The sequence below is a fragment of the Candidatus Uabimicrobium amorphum genome (assembly GCF_009002475.1).
In the GTDB taxonomy this organism is placed as follows: Bacteria; Planctomycetota; Uabimicrobiia; order Uabimicrobiales; family Uabimicrobiaceae; genus Uabimicrobium; species Uabimicrobium amorphum.
The window spans coordinates 7,438,262-7,455,681 of sequence record NZ_AP019860.1 but is presented as its reverse complement, the minus strand read 5'-3'; the positions used below and the strand labels follow the sequence as shown (position 1 = coordinate 7,455,681).

Genomic DNA, 17,420 nt, shown 5'->3' with positions numbered 1-17,420 from the left:
ATAAGTGCTACATTCTAATTTGAATTTGCTATTTGATAAGGAAGATTACGTCGAAAATTACTGTTGGGCGTCATGTTTCTTTAGTAAACGTATGATTCCTTTGTGTCCGTATTTGCGGGCAATGTCTATGGGTGCTATACCTTTTTTGTCGCGTGTATTTACATTTGCCCCCAAAGATATCAGTTTTTTACACAACTTGCTATAGCCTTTCACAACAGCAATGGAAAATGCGGTTTCTCCTTGAACGTTTTTTACATTGATGTCGGCTTTCGCAGCGAGGAGCATATTTCCAATTTTGACATGCCCTTTCCAGATCGCGAGCATAAGAGCCGTATGGCCATACAGTTCTTGGAGATTGACATTCGCGTTATTTTGAATGAGCAATTTGACCATTTTATCGTCGCCTTTTGTTGTTGCCAAAGCAAGAGGTGTATACATCGCATTGGTTTGTGTGTTGATGTTCGCTTTGGCGGCGATTAACATTTTCACACCATCGTAATTACCATTCGTACAAGCCAGAGACAATGCATCGAAACCATGATCCTTTTTTATGGACGTGTCGGCATTGTTGTCGAGTAGTTGCTGGACAATGTTATTATATCCTAATCCCGCTGCGAGCATCAGAGCGCTTTCACCATCACTATTTACAACATTCACGTCTGCTTTGGCGGCAATGAGTTGTGCAACGACCTTGCTATACCCTTTGTAGCTCGCAAATAACAAAGGGGTTCCGGCATTACATTTTAAATTGACATTTGCTTTGGCCTGTAATAAGAGTTTTGTAATCATAATATTGCCATTGAGGGCCGCGAGTAACAGTGGGGTATATTGTTGCTTATTTTGGTAATTTACATTAGCCTTGGCGGTCAATAGCATTTGTGTGGCTTGGATATTTTGCATTGCCACAGCAGTAAGAAGTGCGGTGTTGCCAAAGTGGTCTTTGGTCGGGGCATTTACGTCAACCCCTGCATCAATGAGTATTTGTGCCACTTTTGTCTTTTTTTGTTGTATGGCTAAAATGAGTGCCGAAGAATCGATCTCTTTTACTTTCACTTGTCTAACGATATTCTCTACAGCGTTGATGTCGTTATTTTGTATCGCATGTAACAAATTTTGTTGTGCCACTAGAGACAGTGTCAAAATGATCGATAAAATGAAATATTTCCATGTGTTTGTAAAGTTAGACATAATATTCTCCTGTATTTGAAAGTATGTTTATGAGGTCTTTGTCGTGTCTTTTTTATTGTGTTTAAACGTAATCGCGGACACAACTCGGTGGTTCTAAATAGTTATTGGCGGTGTAATGAAAAAAGGTGACAAAGAATTTGAAATTTATTTTGGGAGGTTTTACATGTCTATAAAACGTGCGTTTATTATGTAGGGCTTAACACCATCGACAAAGTTCTTATCTATAACAAAATGAGGAAAATCGCGTGTCACTTGATTCTGTAATAGTTGATATCTTGAGCGATAAATGGCATAATCGATTTACTATATAAGTGGGTTGTCTGTTCCGCGAAAGATTTATTTTGATAACACGGCGGTGGTAAAATTCTTGTCGCCTAGTTTTGTAGGATATGGAAAATATGTCATCTAATAAGAGAAAAGATGATGATTTGCTGGAAATTACTAATTTAAAGTCAAATCGCCGCATCACCCAGTTAGGTATTTATTCCCTCAAGGAACAAATCGGAGCGGGTGGTATGGGAAAGGTGTTTAAGGCATATCATCCACGGCTGGCGAAAGCAGTGGCGATTAAAGTTATGATGGCTCAAACTTTTGAGGAGAAACGCAATCGCTTTTTTCGCGAAGCGCGTTTGATGGCAAAGCTCAAGCATCCCAATATCATCACCGTTCACGATTTGGGGTCCGAAAGCAATATCGACTATATCGTAATGGACTACATCGAAGGTGTCTCACTGGACCAGAGCCTAAAAACAACGCGTTTTTCAAAACGAAAATCTCTAGAAACAATAAAAAAGATAGCGCTGGCCATAGAATACGCCCATCAACACAACATCATTCATCGCGACTTAAAACCGTCCAATATTATGATGGAAGCTTGCAGTGGCGAACCGATTGTGATGGATTTTGGCCTTGCCAAAGACGTGGATGTGCCAGAAATGACAAAAGACGGAACGGTCATAGGAACACCGCGTTATATGTCTCCTGAGCAAGCCGAGGGCAATATCGCGAAAGTCACGAAAGCTTCTGATATATATTCTCTAGGAGCCATACTGTATGAGATGTTGGCAAGAACACCCGCCATTCAAGGCAATTCTTCCGTTTCGCTCATGTGCAATGTACTCGAAGGAAATATCAAATCGCTTCGGGAGGTAAGCCCAAAGATATCTGTAGATTTGGACACCATATGCATGAAAGCTTTGCATAAAGATCCTCAACAACGATATCGTTCTGCGCGTAAAATGGCAGAGGATATACAATGTTTTTTAGAAAATAAACCCATTTTCGCAAAACCGAGAAAAAAAAGTTTTCCTGTGACGACAGCTGTTTTTTGCGGTGTATTGATACTTTTAGGTGTCATTGCCAGTGTGTTGTTTACACAAAGCGAACAACGGCCAAAATCGCCCAAGTCGGCCAAATCGTCCAAGTTGCCCAAGTTGCCAAATACGCAAAATCCGATTGTTGCCAAAGACGCTTCGTGGTTTGTGGTAAAAGAAAAACCATACAAAGTTGCTTATCAAGTGAAAAAGAACTGGCCGGTATATTTTCATCAAGAATTTCCCACTTCTAAATTTGTCATTTATGAAGTCTTGCCGCAAACCTATGTGTGTTTTAATTTCTGCCGTACAAGCAGCAGTAAATTGAGCGACCTCCTGCCACAGTTAGAGAAAAGCCTATTTGACGGTCATTACAAATTTCAAAGGCAGCAGGTTTCCGCACATAAAATAAAGAATCTTCGCGGGCAAAAAATCACATACCGATTGTACAAAGAAAATCGCGAATACTATGGCGAGTCTTTTTATTGTCTACACGTAAATTACATCTATGTCGTCACGGCTATTTGCAGAAAAAGTGCTCCAGAACTAACCATTTTACGAGAATCGATGTCTTCTGTTCAATCTTATGGTCAGGTGGTAGCGGAAGGAACTTTCCAAGACGAAATTCACGAAAAGAATTTCCATGCGACTTACAAAATTGATCGTTCATGGATAAAGCACGAAATTGAAACACCGCCCACGGAAGTCGCCAAGCAGTATTGGAGAGGAGCGGCCTCCTTTATACAGTTTAATTTTTGGGTTGTTCCCTCATCAAACTTGACGGAGATTATCCGCAGCTCTTTGCATAATTTCTTTTCCGATTTTTACACATACAAGGTCGTCAAATCTTCCCATCGCACTGGCAACGGATTACGGGGGAAAGAGTTACTTGTACATCTAAAAGTAAAAACGAATCCTCAAGACAAACGCTATGCGAAAGTTTTTTACAAACTGGCAAATGGAAATGTCTACACTGTTTTCTATATGTATCCTGAAAAAGAAAATGAGGCGTACTTTTCTCCTTACGAAAAGGCGTTGAACAGTTTAAAAATAAGATGAGTAATTCCACGGAGACTCTATTCGTAGTCAGCATTTTTGGGCAGGTCCACCACTTTTATGATCTTCTCGATAGGATCTATATCAAAAACAGTCGGCATTCTTTCGGCCTCCCAGGTGGTTACATTTGCAAAACATGTAGATTGATGAAACCACACGCCTCCATCATGATGAATATGCCCAAATAAATGTAATACGGGACGAATATTTGCGACACGCTTACGCAAATATTCACAACCAGCTCGTTGAGAAGAATTTAGACCATCACCTATACCTTTTGGAGGACCGTGAGTGATTAGCACATGTGTATTGCTAGGTATTTTAGACCATTTTTCATCGAGAGCATTGCGTGGTAAGTTAAACGCCCAATCGTGAAACTGTGGTTGCCATGGACTCCCCCAAAAATTTATGCCTTCAATGGTCACACCGCTATCTTCAAGGTAAATGACATTTTTTAAAAGCCCACATGCTTGTAGACTATCTTCTTGAAAGCACCTATCGTGGTTTCCTGCCACAATGATCTTGTATTTATAAGGTAATGAGTTGATCCAAGGGGAGACTTTCTCTAGTTCATCCAGAGAGCCCTTACGAAGCAAGTCTCCCGCATGAATAAATATATCTCCATCAGGAAGCTCACCCAAACTTTTTTCAAATGTGTGGGTGTCAGCAACAGCAACAATTCTCAATTTATTGTTCCTTACAAAAACTTATTGTATCAATATTTAGATGATAATTTTATTTCAAATTTGCGAATCTCTTGCACAAATTCATCATACGAAATAAAATCATCCGCATTCCTTTCATGGAGTTATATTATACTATTAAAACATAATGCTTTATGTTTGTTTATGTCCAAAGTGTTTTGCAATTGGATTATACAAAGTCTATCAGCTACAGCACTGTTAACTTCTAGAAAGGTGGCTACTTTGAAAATCGGCTTGAAATACAGCGCTAGTTAGTTTAGTGTAAAGTAATTAGATTTTTTTCTAAGTGGATTATATCGAACGGGGTTAAGCATGAAAAAGTTCGCATTTTACTCAAGCGTTATTCTGTTGACATTGGCTCTTTTGTGCTACATGCTATTTTGGGTGGCAAAAAACCAAGTAGTGAGTACATTTGGGTTCGTTGAAAAAACGGATAAATTCCAGGTATTGTTCGATAACTTCAAATTGTACAACATAAGATTTAGAAAAAAAGAGTATGTACAATTTATCTTTGTCTGTGATCAAGCTATAAAAGCAAACAATAATACTGAAGGAACTGGCTATAAATATTATATTTGCTGGAGTCTTAAAGGCAAAAAATTACGCTATAGTCAGCAGGAAAACAAATTTCCTGTAGATCGACGTGACCTATTTATACAACAAAAAATACAAGCATACGAAAAGCACATTGCGGAACAAAATGGGGAGTAACTCATGAAGAAAACATTTTACGGTTCAATTCTAATTTTACAGTTGGTCGCTAGTGGGCGGTACTACCACAATGATTTTGACGCTTTTTTAAAAGTTCTTACATTGAGTATAAAAAACGAAGATAGTTACTAATAAACTAAAAAGGTACACACCTTGTTTGTATCTTTCTCTTTGATACACTACCTCTTCTTTGGTAAATTGGGTATGGCAACCACAATAAAAAACAAACTCTTCAAAACTAAGATCCGCGAAAGGAAAAAAAATTGGAACATCAAATATCCACAACAAAAGCAACTGATTTTTTTTACATCTTTCGCCATTATCCTTATCCTAATGCACTCGAACTTTGCCGAAATAACAAAATAAAAGGTCGATACGGAACGTCCATGTGGCAAGATATCAAAAATGTGATAGGATTTTCCGCGTTCGCATTGATATTTTTTATATTCCTAAATCATAGCGTAGAGTGGGACCCCGTCACTTATATCTTTCTACTTCCTTTCTTGGGTACTATAGGGCTTCTAGCTGTCATTTCCTTGTTTTTTTTGAGCTTGGCAATGCAAAAAGTCACGCGTTTATATAAATATGGGACAACATTTTTACATCTCAAAAAAGCCCCTATTTATTTTCGCAACTCTATTGAGGGGGATATCGAATTTGCTGGCAGAAACTTTACGGACCTTACAGTATGCTTGCGTTATGTTAACCGTTTAGGAACTATTCTTTATGAAGACAAATTGGTTTTGAAAGACGTATTTAGCCGACAATCTTTTTCATTTAAAATGCCGGAGGAAAAATTTGACGATATCCTGTATCCTCCGAATGCAAATTGGCAAATTGAGGCATATAGTGAGGGGCATTTTTCAAATTTTCGTGCGACCTATTTTCTTCCCATAGAATACAAGACAGTAGAAGAACAAGAGCAACAGGAACAACAAGAGCAGCAAAAATCAGAAAAAGAACAAACTTCCCAATCGTATTATTCTAACGGATTTCAACATACCGTAGACCATCGTGCGGTATCTTCGCGTTCATCTATGCACAAAAGTTTGTGTTTACAGGAAGACAAAACAAATATTTCTTTTGCCGCGGGTATTATCTTTTTATTGGGATTTGCTTGGACCCTCTTGACTATTTTGAATCTTACAACGTCAAATCTTTCGGTCAACCTCCTGCGTTTCATCGCGATTGTTATCTATTTTATTCTTCCTGTTGGGTTAATGGTGATTGCGAAAACACTATACGAATACTCAAAATACCACGGAGTATTTGGTAAAAATGGAGAAGTAAAACCATGGACAGAAAAAGGTGTCGAAGCTTTGCCTATTTCATTAATGGATCACTTGTATGATTTTATTGGGATATGGATTTCCACACTTTGTATTTTTTCAGCGAAAAAAAATGTTTTCATTATACTTACTGCGAGCATATTTCTATTGTTTTTTGTCGTAAAGACAGCGTATAGATATAAACGTAACTGTTCTAAAAAAACCTATCTACATTTTCCTTGTTATCCATTTCAATGTGGCGAAGAGATGAATTTGTTATGGGAATGTGAAAAGCTATACTCTATCGCCGAGATTAACTTTTTTCTGGAGTGTGTCGAAGAAACTATCGTGGAAAAAATAGACAGTAACGGTGATGTTAAACAAAGTCTTCTTAAGTCTCGCGTGTATTTGGATCACTTTACTATGCTAAACGCTCATAAACATACAGAAGCTATTCCTCTAAATTTTACCCTACCAAAAGAAGAGCTAGAAGTGATGTTTCAAGAGTTGCGCTGTAGATATTGGCAATTAAAAGTAAAGGTAAAGACAAAAACAGGAACTAGATTTGAAGGCCGCTACTTATTACCTATTCTTTCCTAATCAACACCGAATCTCCATAAAATTCTAATTTGGATTAGAGCTTATATTTTTACTACAGTTTATGATCAGTTGCTGTAATTCTAAAACTTCTTCATCATCACCTAACGCGAAGTAGTGGCTAGTACTTTCTTCATAGTATTTCTTCGCTGTGTGGTAATCCATGAGGTTATCGTTGTAAATCATACCGATGTTTTTGCTGCACAAAGCGGCGAGTTCAATATGTCCAATATTTTGCGTAATTTCTAGAGCTTCTTGTAGGTACTGTAATGCCTCTTGATCATTTCCCAGAGCGTTGTAAATACTACCTATATTGTTCAAACTGGTCGCCAATCCTTCTACATCATTTAGGGAACGACTAATTTGCTCTGACTCACAATAATATTGGAGTGCCTCCTGGTACTTTTCATGCAAATCGTAAATACCACCAATGTTATTCAATCTTGTGGCAAGTCCTTGCTTATTACCTAATGAACGATCAATTTCTTCTGCTTCACGGTAATGTTGTAGTGCTATGTCATAATCGTCCAAAGTTTCGTAAATGACACCTATGTTACTCAATGAATCTGCAACCCCTTGTTTGTTTCCAAGAGAATTTTCTATTTCCTTTGCCTCTTGTAAATAGCAAAGAGCTTCTTTATATTCTTCGAGGTAATGATATATCATCCCAATGTTGTTGAGGCGAATCGCCAAACCTTCTACATTTCCTAAAGCGCGATCTATTTTTAGTGCCTGTTGGTAGTAATCTAATGCTGTATCTAAATCTCCCTGCGAATCGTGTATACTACCAATATTATTTAAAGTATTGGCAAGACCCTGTTTATTTCCCAAACAGCGATCAATTTTTTCCACTTCCTTGTAGTTTTTTAATGCACGATCATATTCGCCCTGAATTTTATAAATGGTCGCTATATTATTGAGTTGTGGCGCCAAGGCCTCTTTATTGTTCAGGGATTTAAATACCTTTTGGGCTTTATCGTAATACTTTAAAGCGGTGTTGTAATCTCCTTGATTTTTATAAAGCATACCTATATTGTTTGCAATAGCGGCTACCGTACCCTCATTCCCTAAAGAGCGATTGATTTTTTCTGCTTGCCGGTAGTAATTCAACGCTTTAGTGAAGTCTCCCGTGAAATCGTAGATTAAGGCAATATCGTTCAAAGTGACCGCGCGTCGATGCTTGTTTTTGGCCTTGGCATAGAGAGATTCTGTGTACTGATAGCACTTTAACGCGCTCTGTGTTTCTCCACTATGCTTGAGTAGATCGGCAAATATATAGCAAGCATCCTCTTTTGTCACGTGATCTTTTGCCCATTTCTCTAGATATTGTTGTAACTTTGCATTTTTGTCCTGTGTCCATTCTTTTTCTTGTTGCTGATTATACATTGTACGCTCAATTTGATCTGCATTTGCAATCAAATGGTCGAAGATCTCCGGCAATTTTCCATGGGTGATATGCGCCTTATTTTCGTACAAACGGGCAAGTTGCGCAACATGAGGATTGATTTTTTCTTTATAATCTTCTACCTGTAAGAAATTCCATACAAACCCCAAAGCTTTATCTTTCGAGCTTACCATACGTAAATAATCGATATCTATTTTTAAATCCGCACCGCTATAACCCCAAAAAATAAAATGATACCTCCTAAGTAGTTGCTCTAAAACTTTCCCTTTGGAAAAAGTAAGTCCTTTCGCCTCTTGTTCTACAGTCGCGGTTATTGTTTGAGGATGGTGGATGCAACCGTGTATCTTCAGAAGATGAACACCGTCGTCATTTTCTAAGGAAAATGAAGCAAACTGTTCTTCGCTACTGTATACTTGATACTTCAATCCTTCCTTTTGCAATGCTTGCTCGATGAACGCATCAAAGTTAGTCGTGACAATATATTTTAGTAAACCCGCCTTGGCCATTTTCGCCAGATACCGGTGATTAGTGTTTGGTTCACCATCTTCCAGTGCGCGAAATGATTCGAAATAGCCTTCGCAATTTTTGGCTATTTTAGACGCAACAACCTCTGGTGTCATCCCTTTTTTTCCTGGAGAAGCAATCATCGGCACGGATAATAAACTCTTTAAATATTTGCGCAAAACTTTATCTTTTTTCGCAATAGCCGTGAGTGTATAATCGCGTAAACTATTCCAATCCGGCAGCCCCGCGGGAGGTTCAAGACTAATACCTGCTCCACAAAATACCACAGCTTGATGACAGTTAAAAATATGCGCTAGATGTTGATTGATAGATATAGTTGTTTGAAATTTCAAGCCTTTCTCCTTTTATCTAACTTTTTTACTCTTGGATAACAATGGTCAGATCAAGTAGACGATTTTACCTTTACCAACCACTTGTATCCTAACAAGCTATGAAGCAGTTTGGTAATGATTTTATGTTACTTTTTACTACTATTTTCATATCTCGAATGAGTTACCATTCCAATACCAATAATAACTAAGCTTGTCTAAGACAAGCTGAAGTGGACCTTTTATAGAATTGGGACTGTCTGGAAATGTAGTATTTCTAGTGATATGCTGTGCCCCTCCCGCCGGCTAATCGCCGGCTGCCCTCCCACAGGAGGGCTTACGTATAGAACTTTGTAAAAGAAAAAACGACACGTTGGTAAGTAATCTATACCATGTGTAAGTGGCTCGAACTAACGTTGCGTTTTTTCAACACTTTTTGAACTACGTAAACTCCCCCGTGGGGGAGTAATCGGCGTAGCCGATTGTGGGGGCGCCAAGTGCTAGGGAATATCTATACTTAGGCAATTTTTACAAATTAATGTTCCGAAGTACTAGTTATGCCGGATTATTTTATAAACCAGTATATATTGTTTATAACCTGTTACTTGTAGGAAAGTTTTAGTGGTATAATTTATACGAGGCATTTTTTATTTATTTTATAAGGATTTTGAAAATGGTTTTAGATGGCAAAAAATTTATGATATTTTTTCTTTTCACACTTTCTATTTTTGCACAACAAGAACGTACCTTTTCAGGACTGCTAATTCCTTCTCTCGTAGATCAAGAAATAGACGCATGGCACAAAGTTCCCGTTGGTCAAGTTCCTTCTATTTCTCAGGTTGACTTTGTTACAAGACATCAAATGTTTCACCTAGTGATACTTTTTAGTCATTTCGCCATAGACAAAAATGGTAGTACAAATATTTCTTTTGATATGCAACTCATCTCGCCCGATAAGAATGTTCATTCTGTGAGGAAAAATCTCTTGGGCTACAAAGAAAAAGTCGCAAATAAAAATATTCTTTTGATGTCACGCAGCTTGATAAAAATGGCTTTTAAAGAAAAAGATCCTGTGGGAGAGTATACAATCAAAATCCATGCCCGAGATCACGTTGCAAAAAAAGACTGTGTGTTAACAAAGAAAGTAACTTTGCGTGAATGGGAACTCGGAAACGAGCCAAAAGACGTGAAGGAATATGAAAGTTTTATGTTCAAATACTATGACTCCCCCTCTCCTAACAAAGCGATAAAAGCTTACGTTGAATACACAAGCCTCATTGACCAACACCAACAAATCAATGCCGCGGGAATATATTTCTTTTATAAGATATTCCAAAACAATACCTATTTAGCAGACCACTTATATCGCCTAGCGAAAAAATCAAATAAGCAAGTAAAGATAAAAGCGGCATTCATACTTCAGCTCATGGGAAAAAAGAAAGAAGCGGCATCTCTACTTGAGGAAAAAGATAAGACACTACTAAAGCTTTTTGTTTTGCCAGATCCCTATGAGGAAATTACTCCTACAGGGTTAGACATGCTATGGTGTGATTTTTTTGCCACAGGACGAATAGAACCCATCAAAAAGCTAGTAGAGGCTTTGAAGTACGCAGATTATGCGGGGTCTATCGAAAAGTTTTCGGTTTCAAAAAAGACGGAAGAAGATAGAATGAATGCCATTAAAGAAGCGACATTTCGCGCCGCAAACTGGTCACTAACGAGTAACTGTCAACAACATACTCTCGTACGCAACTATTGTTTGTACATCATACAAAACGAAAAGTTACCTGGGCTGACAAGAATTTATTTGGGTCTCATCATGCAAAAGTTTTTTCCCAACCTTGTAAAAGTCAATATTCCCAAAGGTGGAGGAGAAGCCACGGTGGAGATATTTGATAAATAAAATTATGCAATTGCATTGGGAAATGTAATGAATTGGAGCCTGTAGGATTTGAACCTACGACCTAACGCTTATCAGGCGTTCACTCTAACCGGGCTGAGCTAAGGCTCCTATATGTTTTAAACTGGAGCCTGTAGGATTTGAACCTACGACCTAACGCTTATCAAGCGTTTGCTCTAACCAAGCTGAGCTAAGGCTCCTGTGTTACTTAAGTATTCAATTTTTTCTTTAGGCGATGTAATCGCGTATCCACTGTTTTCGAAGAAATTTGCAATATTTTCGCAATTTCTTTTCGCTTATTACCTTGCAATAACAGACAAACAATCTCCTTGTCTTTTGGTGACAGCTTTTGTAGAAAATTTACCAACGACTCTTGTTGTTCTACAGCATCATAATGGAAGACTGTATTCCCAAACTCCGTATGTTCCAAGGAGCCTGTACGTTTTTTGCGGAAGAAATCGATGCATTTACGTTTGGCAATAGTCCAGATAATAGCGTGAGAATGAATGGATTTCTTGTTTCGCCACACATCAGCAAAGATATCCTGAACAATTTCTTGTGCGTCAATTGCTTTTTGTGAAGTTTGATTTGAGCAGCGGCATTTTGAATCAAACCTTGCATAAATTTTCCGGGGATCGTTTCTCGGCCGTAGGCATTCCATAGTCCTTCCCATGCTTCATGAGATTCCCAGAAATAAAAATGATGATACAAATCGATTCCATAAAGATAGTCTTTGTTTTGTTGCCAATTATCAGGATCAAGGTATTCTAGAGAATACGTCGGTTCTTGGCTTCCATAGGAGTGTCCTTTGGGATCTTTTATGGGATGGGGATTTAGTCCATTTACATAGCGATAAGGCGAAAAAGGTCTTTCCGGAATTAAACGAGGCATTTTACTACAAATAGATAAATTTGACATAGTAGCGTTTCCTATAAAATTCGTTTAGTTCTTTTATACTGAGGCTTGGATGTCCACTTTACATGAATCCATGGTTTTTCGAGGCTTTTTTTGTTCCGCGATGTTTTCCGTCAAACCCTATTTTTTAATATGACCGCCTCGAAATAAAAGCCTTACAATTTCTTGATTTGTATCGAGATAATCGGCAATTTCTTGGTGGCTCATTGCATGTCGTTTCTCCCGTGGTAGTTGGTGGAACATCTGTTGATACTCTTTGATTTTTGTGAAAGCTTGTTTTATTTGTTTAAAGTCTTCCATGTTTGCTTAGCTCACTATATATACAGTAGTTGTTACTTCATACTGATGTAATCTTTGGTTTGCGATATATTTATCATTGAATTCATAATCACTGTTTCAGCACCTTGTAATTTTAGTATGTTTTATTTTGAAGTTCAAATTGGTTATGAGGATTTTACTCCCTAGGTTTCAATAAGATTACGCGACCATCTACACCAAAAAAAGAACTGCTTTTAATTTTTCCATACCACTCCGAAAAATAACAGTGCCCAAAAACATGACATTGAATATTACTGTTCGTTACAATCTCTGTCAATTGTGCATAGCCTTTTTTTTGCTTGGAAATAGAAGGAATGCAAGGTACTTCGTGGGTAACCAGCCACTGTAAACCTTTTTTGGCTAAATTTTGTATTTCTCGAAAGTATTCTTTCTTCGGTGTGCGGTGTAGCTTTTTTTTCGAAGAAATAATGCCGTCCATTCCTGCAATCCATCCAAGTTCTGCAATATTCTGTCTTCTTCGCGAAAGATGACACAACGTACCATCTGAATTTTTCATCTTCTGAGCATGAGGAGAATTGAAGTCGTGATTTCCCTGGACAAAATAGACGCGACGAAACAACCCCTTTGCCCACTGTAAATGAGGAATTGCATCTCCATCTCCTCCTTTTTTTCCGTCACCTGCCATGTCCCCAGCGCTAATGAAAGTCCAGTCTTTGGCTTTTGGCAATACTTCCTCCAGGTGATTTAGTACCAAGTCTGTATTGTTATGCAAATCACTGGTTAATATAATCGGACATTGTACATCACCTTCTGCTTCTATGATTGTGACCGTCGCTTGATAACTAGCAGGCTTTCCCTGACGACTTAGCGGAGCGCAGACATCTATAGTATATGTGTTTTTTATTGTGAAATTCATTTTGATTTACTTTATCAAGAAAAAGTCTAAAGAAAAGTTTTGTCAACAGTATTGAACTATTTACAAAGAAGTAAAGTAGCTATGGCTTGTGCTAGTTAAAATTAGAATACGAATTCGATCCCGAAAAGTCGATAACTAAATAAGTAATTTCAATTTAAAATTTACATAAGAATAGTGCTTTGGAAAATTGATTTGTAGATATTCCAGAAATACAGAAATGTGATGTACGTTTTACTTTCCGTTTTTTAGTATAAAAAGTGAATTCGCATTATTTTGTTTACCGATTTATTCCAAAGTGCCAAGGAGTGTCCAGTGAATCTATCCAAACATTTATTTCTAAGTTTTTTGCATTCTCAAGATGAAGATGAAAAGCCAAAAAAGATAATACCTAAAAGCAAAATACTTGATTTGGAGTTAAGAAGCGAATTGTTGTGGGAATTACGACGGAGAAAAAATAATTTCATTTGAATAAGAGAAAAAAAACTGAATGCTATTCGAGAAAAAAGTTAGTAAATTTACAATGAGGATTAACGTTTCTTTCCGCACTCGTCAAGAGCATGAGTAAAAACTCTTTTAGCTTTTATATTTATGTCATCGCGTTCGACTAACTTTTTTAGTTCTTCCTCATGACAGGGGTGAATAATTTGTTGCCATATATTTTGTATTTCTTTTTGTTGATAATTCCAAGGACAACTGTAGTGTTCAGCTAACTTCTTAAATGATAATTTGTGTATGGCTCTATCTAAATCAATCAACAAATCTTGTAAACTCTTTGACATATTATATATCCTTGTAGCAAATGAAGTTTTTAGTGATACGCATGGTTTGTAGATCGATTAAATAAACACATTATGCAAATAAAATTATAGTGAAAGAGACGCGATGATAGCTACTAAGTATCGCAATATTTTGTTTTTTATTATTTTAGTGTTTGTTGTAATGATCATTTTCATGATTATAGTTCATTGCCTTCCCATTTACGCTTTTCATTGACGCAAAACGGCTAGTGCCAGTGCATAAAAGTGAAAGCCCGCAAGAAAAAAATGAGCAGTAAATCCATAGATGGTTTGTTTTACATCACAAAAAAGAAAAAGAGCGATAACAATAAAGGTAGGTGGAGTTGTTAAAAAAGTGACTATTCCTGATAAGAAGAAACCAACATGGGGGAATAGTTCCCATGGAATGTTTGGCCAACGTGACTGCGGGTATACGTTTTCATAATCACAAATTATGACAAAATATACTACCACAAAATGAAAATAGACAGACAATCGCATTCTGTGTTTTTCTAGCCATTTATACATTAAAATACCTCGTTCATCATATTATTCATTGTAATGTGAACTCCTTGTGTAGTTTCTATTTTAGCTTATCAATTTCTGTTTTAGGTCTAAGAATATAACTGTCTTTGTTTCCTTCATAAAATATTCATTTACCGTTAGTCTTTTATACAGCACTTTGATTCTAAACGGCAAAGTTAATTAACTCAGTTATCAGGGAGTGTATATCGGAGGTTTTTCATCACGCAATTTTTTCAATTGGGGTAAAACACGGCAAAATAAGTATCCCAAATAGATTTTTCATATTTTCTCGCATATATTTCGGCATATTCTTCGCCGCGAATAAGATATCCTTTACCTGGGGTAGTCGTGCAATCTTGGTGATGACCAAGTTCATGTAATAAAATATGCAAAAGTTGGTAGTCTCTGATCGTTTCCCTGGTAAACTTGCACAGATAGTCTACGGAATAGATATCAATTGTTTGTTCGGAGATCATTGCCGTATACAGTTCTATCTCTCCTCTATTTATCTGCCACTGAAAATCACTGGCATGAATAAGATCAAAGGTAAACTCTTCCCGCCAGTCGTCACACAACACTTTTTCCATATGATACGGAATTTCTCCTTCGTATAAGTCAGTAACATCGACAATGTCAAACTGATGCATCAATTCCCCAGAAATTTTTTCGCAAGGAATGGACAACTCAGCCAATATCTCCTTGTGCTCGTCATAATGCAGTGCATCAAACACTCTGTGCATCTCTTGCTCCCAAGCACATATGTGTATATTCCCGTCTTCATACCATCCGTCGCAATGTTCGTGATCTACTAAACAAATAGACTGGAGCCCAGACATAATGGTTTCTTTTTGTGGTAGTATATTGAGAAACGTTTTTATATCTTGTTGTGAGACAAAATGTTCATAACCTAAACGTGGAGATTCCACGTGTATAAAAAACTGTTTATCTGGAGAATTCCTTACATCGCGAAAATTCTTCCTCTGCACTTTTCCCGCTTTGACTTTGGGAGTTTTTTTGGATTTATGTTTTACTTGTCGATGTCTCATTACAGTTACCTTTTGGTTTGTGGGATGTCAAAAATACATGTTCATATCTTCCTATTTTCATTGTCATTCGCCTATGTTTTGTGAAGATATGAATAAACTTCTCACTATTTTTTGCATTGCAGCTGTTTCGAACTTTTATCTACTTAAAACCACTCAATAAAAATTTTTCGAATGCGACGATTTTTCGCTCAAGTTTGACCTGCTGTCTTAATTTGGCGTTTTTTTCCATGATTTGTTGCTGCTGATCATTTGCTTGCCAATTTTTTGATCTGACGTCGGAAAATTGTGGATTTATTTTAGAATAATCCCCCGTGATAAAGAGACTTTCACCTTCTAAAAACGAATACTCCAGGCTATTGCGAACCAAAGTGAGCACATCGTAATAATTTAAATCATAACGACGAATTGCCTTGATAAATTCCATGGTAAGATTGCTACGGCTAATGCCTTCGTCATCGGTGCTAATTGCCATAGGTATCCCGGCTCTTTTGTACATCATAAAAGGATGGCGATCACCTTTGATACCTAGAATGGATTCGTTACTGCTAAGGCAAATTTCTACAAGAATTCGCCTCTCTTTCATATGTTGTAGAAGACCAACGACATTGTTTTCCCAGGCGATAGAAACACCGTGGCCTATACGCAAGGCATGCCCAATATGGATACTTTCGCTAATGTGGTGTCGCATAGGCTCCACGGGGGATTCTCGCAGAGACAATTCACCGGCGTGTAAACTAAAACGAGGTTTTTCCATTTTTTCCCATAGATAGCCCAGTATCTTCATATGGTGAGAAAAATTTACAATGGCGGCAGGTGAGTCTTCCGGGGCCACGATATTCACACCAGCAACTCGCTTGTCGAGCTTTGAGGCTTTTGCGGCAATAAAAGCGGTAATAAAAACATCTTTGGGACTTTTAAAACGCTTCAATTGATGCATATAGCGAATAACAATATCTCCCCGATTATCACTAGGAGGATAGCGTAATCTTAAGTACGTTTGTACATCTGTGTCGATACGATTGATGTATTCGCGGATCTCTTCAAGCATATTGTAGTCTTTGGCTATGTCTTGTACATGAGTAAACATTTTATCTAAGTTGTGGATATCAAAATCAATGGCAAATTTTTTGGCGATACCTTTTTCGATTTTTTTGGGAAAACTTCTCATCATGACTTCTAGGTATTGAACGTTTTGGTAACGATTGCGCGGAATCATCTCAACAAGCACATCTTTTTTGCTCTGTTGACTACTATCCAGATATTCGAAAATTTTAAAGAAGTGATCATGGCCGTTATTTTTTCCCTCTGACCAACCACGCATACTATAGCGATCGAGAAAACTAGAGAGAAGAGAACTGTCTCTTTGTAAATGATCTATCGTAATAATATCCTGTGTTACTGCAAATTCGTAAGAGTTGCTTTGGTCTTTTAAGGTAATGTGGTGAATATTTTGCGGGTTTTGTATCGTTTGCGAAACAAAGGTTTTTGTCTGTTGGTGATAGGAAAAGATTATGCTGTCGGAAACCGCATTGTTTTTTGTGGGTAGGAAATGGCTGTTTTCCACTTCCAAACTCGCAATGCTATCGTACTTTTCGATCTGATTCGATACGAATTTTTTGCTTTCGTTGTGATAACGTATTTTTAGGTATGCCACAAATTTTTGAGTGTCTTTATTGTATTTGAGTTGATTGTCTCGGGCTGCTTGTAAAACATACTCGCAAAATGAAGCGCCGCTAGCATGATTGTGTAAGTCGGCGCCTTTGGGCATACGTCGTACAAACGCAATAAGTTCTGGTTCTGTTCGCTTCGCTAATTCAAAACGAGCGGCAGGACTACCCATGTTCGCATCCCAAAAATTTTTTTGAGAATCAAAAGAGTTTTTCTGTGGTAGTTCTATTTCCCAGTAAACTTGCACAGAGGTAAAACAAATAATAGACAGTAGTATTAGTGTGATTGCTCTAAAAAGACTTTCCATAATCCATTCTCAC

14 protein-coding genes, 2 tRNA genes and 1 pseudogene are annotated in these 17,420 nt (G+C 37.5%); 5 read left to right on the top strand and 12 right to left on the bottom strand.

Features of this window, described 5'->3' with window-relative positions; genetic code table 11:
* Positions 1-57: 57 nt before the first annotated feature.
* The gene (locus UABAM_RS26040) at positions 58-1,188 is read right to left on the bottom strand and encodes an ankyrin repeat domain-containing protein (protein ID WP_151970915.1); all 1,131 of its coding nucleotides are present in this window, start codon (positions 1,186-1,188) and stop codon (positions 58-60) included.
* Positions 1,189-1,586: 398 nt separating this feature from the next.
* Here UABAM_RS26040 and UABAM_RS26035 point away from each other — a divergent pair, with 398 nt between their 5' ends.
* Positions 1,587-3,560, top strand: coding sequence for a serine/threonine protein kinase (locus UABAM_RS26035; protein ID WP_173013580.1), 1,974 nt, complete (start codon positions 1,587-1,589; stop codon positions 3,558-3,560).
* A gap of 17 nt (positions 3,561-3,577) precedes the next feature.
* Here the strand turns inward: UABAM_RS26035 and UABAM_RS26030 are convergent, their stop codons facing one another.
* On the bottom strand, positions 3,578-4,243 hold the full coding sequence (locus tag UABAM_RS26030) for a metallophosphatase domain-containing protein (protein WP_151970913.1): 666 nt from the start codon (positions 4,241-4,243) through the stop codon (positions 3,578-3,580).
* 330 nt (positions 4,244-4,573) lie between these two features.
* Between UABAM_RS26030 and UABAM_RS26025 the strand changes: the two genes are divergently transcribed.
* The 3 genes from UABAM_RS26025 (at position 4,574) to UABAM_RS26020 (ending at position 6,840) form a co-directional block, all read left to right on the top strand.
* Positions 4,574-4,972: a hypothetical protein gene (locus tag UABAM_RS26025; protein ID WP_151970912.1), complete on the top strand. Its 399-nt coding sequence runs from the start codon at positions 4,574-4,576 to the stop codon at positions 4,970-4,972.
* Positions 4,973-4,975: 3 nt separating this feature from the next.
* Positions 4,976-5,104 carry a hypothetical protein gene (locus UABAM_RS34040; protein WP_261343914.1) on the top strand — a complete coding sequence of 43 codons (129 nt, stop codon included), beginning with the start codon at positions 4,976-4,978 and terminating at the stop codon, positions 5,102-5,104.
* Between the two features lie 131 nt (positions 5,105-5,235).
* Complete coding sequence (locus UABAM_RS26020; protein WP_151970911.1) at positions 5,236-6,840, top strand: hypothetical protein; 1,605 nt, start codon at positions 5,236-5,238, stop codon at positions 6,838-6,840.
* Between the two features lie 24 nt (positions 6,841-6,864).
* On the opposite strand, the gene UABAM_RS26015 is transcribed toward UABAM_RS26020, so the two are convergent.
* On the bottom strand, positions 6,865-9,099 hold the full coding sequence (locus UABAM_RS26015; protein ID WP_151970910.1) for a tetratricopeptide repeat protein: 2,235 nt from the start codon (positions 9,097-9,099) through the stop codon (positions 6,865-6,867).
* A 649-nt stretch (positions 9,100-9,748) separates the two neighbouring features.
* Between UABAM_RS26015 and UABAM_RS26010 the strand changes: the two genes are divergently transcribed.
* Complete coding sequence (locus tag UABAM_RS26010; RefSeq protein ID WP_151970909.1) at positions 9,749-10,978, top strand: hypothetical protein; 1,230 nt, start codon at positions 9,749-9,751, stop codon at positions 10,976-10,978.
* A 33-nt stretch (positions 10,979-11,011) separates the two neighbouring features.
* On the opposite strand, the gene UABAM_RS26005 is transcribed toward UABAM_RS26010, so the two are convergent.
* The 9 genes and pseudogenes from UABAM_RS26005 to UABAM_RS25965 all read right to left on the bottom strand — a co-directional run bounded on the left by UABAM_RS26005 (position 11,012) and on the right by UABAM_RS25965 (position 17,407).
* Positions 11,012-11,086: transfer RNA gene (locus UABAM_RS26005), tRNA-Ile, on the bottom strand.
* A 14-nt stretch (positions 11,087-11,100) separates the two neighbouring features.
* Positions 11,101-11,175, bottom strand: a tRNA-Ile gene (locus tag UABAM_RS26000).
* A gap of 8 nt (positions 11,176-11,183) precedes the next feature.
* Positions 11,184-11,636, bottom strand: a complete 453-nt coding sequence (locus UABAM_RS34290; RefSeq protein WP_368239217.1) for an RNA polymerase sigma factor — start codon at positions 11,634-11,636, stop codon at positions 11,184-11,186.
* A pseudogene (locus UABAM_RS34285) lies at positions 11,552-11,866 on the bottom strand (DUF309 domain-containing protein); the annotation flags it as partial. The pseudogene UABAM_RS34285 and the gene UABAM_RS34290, both read right to left, overlap by 85 nt.
* Before the next feature lie 144 nt (positions 11,867-12,010).
* Entirely contained in the window at positions 12,011-12,190 is a 180-nt protein-coding gene (locus UABAM_RS25985) for a hypothetical protein (protein ID WP_151970907.1), read from the bottom strand.
* Between the two features lie 154 nt (positions 12,191-12,344).
* On the bottom strand, positions 12,345-13,085 hold the full coding sequence (locus UABAM_RS25980) for a metallophosphoesterase family protein (RefSeq protein ID WP_151970906.1): 741 nt from the start codon (positions 13,083-13,085) through the stop codon (positions 12,345-12,347).
* Positions 13,086-13,612: 527 nt separating this feature from the next.
* Positions 13,613-13,864, bottom strand: coding sequence for a hypothetical protein (locus tag UABAM_RS25975; protein WP_151970905.1), 252 nt, complete (start codon positions 13,862-13,864; stop codon positions 13,613-13,615).
* Between the two features lie 755 nt (positions 13,865-14,619).
* The gene (locus tag UABAM_RS25970; RefSeq protein ID WP_151970904.1) at positions 14,620-15,432 is read right to left on the bottom strand and encodes a hypothetical protein; all 813 of its coding nucleotides are present in this window, start codon (positions 15,430-15,432) and stop codon (positions 14,620-14,622) included.
* Between the two features lie 139 nt (positions 15,433-15,571).
* The gene (locus tag UABAM_RS25965) at positions 15,572-17,407 is read right to left on the bottom strand and encodes an amidohydrolase family protein (RefSeq protein ID WP_151970903.1); all 1,836 of its coding nucleotides are present in this window, start codon (positions 17,405-17,407) and stop codon (positions 15,572-15,574) included.
* Between the last annotated feature and the right edge of the window lie 13 nt (positions 17,408-17,420).

What these genes read in the sequence shown, in the direction of transcription:
- UABAM_RS25980 (WP_151970906.1), bottom strand. Translation starts at nt 13,085, where the DNA reads ATGAATTTCACAATAAAAAACACATATACTATAGATGTCTGCGCTCCG.
- UABAM_RS26035 (WP_173013580.1), top strand. Translation starts at nt 1,587, where the DNA reads ATGTCATCTAATAAGAGAAAAGATGATGATTTGCTGGAAATTACTAAT.
- UABAM_RS25965 (WP_151970903.1), bottom strand. Translation starts at nt 17,407, where the DNA reads ATGGAAAGTCTTTTTAGAGCAATCACACTAATACTACTGTCTATTATT.
- UABAM_RS26040 (WP_151970915.1), bottom strand. Translation starts at nt 1,188, where the DNA reads ATGTCTAACTTTACAAACACATGGAAATATTTCATTTTATCGATCATT.
- UABAM_RS26025 (WP_151970912.1), top strand. Translation starts at nt 4,574, where the DNA reads ATGAAAAAGTTCGCATTTTACTCAAGCGTTATTCTGTTGACATTGGCT.
- UABAM_RS25985 (WP_151970907.1), bottom strand. Translation starts at nt 12,190, where the DNA reads ATGGAAGACTTTAAACAAATAAAACAAGCTTTCACAAAAATCAAAGAG.
- UABAM_RS34040 (WP_261343914.1), top strand. Translation starts at nt 4,976, where the DNA reads ATGAAGAAAACATTTTACGGTTCAATTCTAATTTTACAGTTGGTCGCT.
- UABAM_RS25970 (WP_151970904.1), bottom strand. Translation starts at nt 15,432, where the DNA reads ATGAGACATCGACAAGTAAAACATAAATCCAAAAAAACTCCCAAAGTC.
- UABAM_RS26010 (WP_151970909.1), top strand. Translation starts at nt 9,749, where the DNA reads ATGGTTTTAGATGGCAAAAAATTTATGATATTTTTTCTTTTCACACTT.
- UABAM_RS25975 (WP_151970905.1), bottom strand. Translation starts at nt 13,864, where the DNA reads ATGTCAAAGAGTTTACAAGATTTGTTGATTGATTTAGATAGAGCCATA.
- UABAM_RS34290 (WP_368239217.1), bottom strand. Translation starts at nt 11,636, where the DNA reads ATGGAATGCCTACGGCCGAGAAACGATCCCCGGAAAATTTATGCAAGG.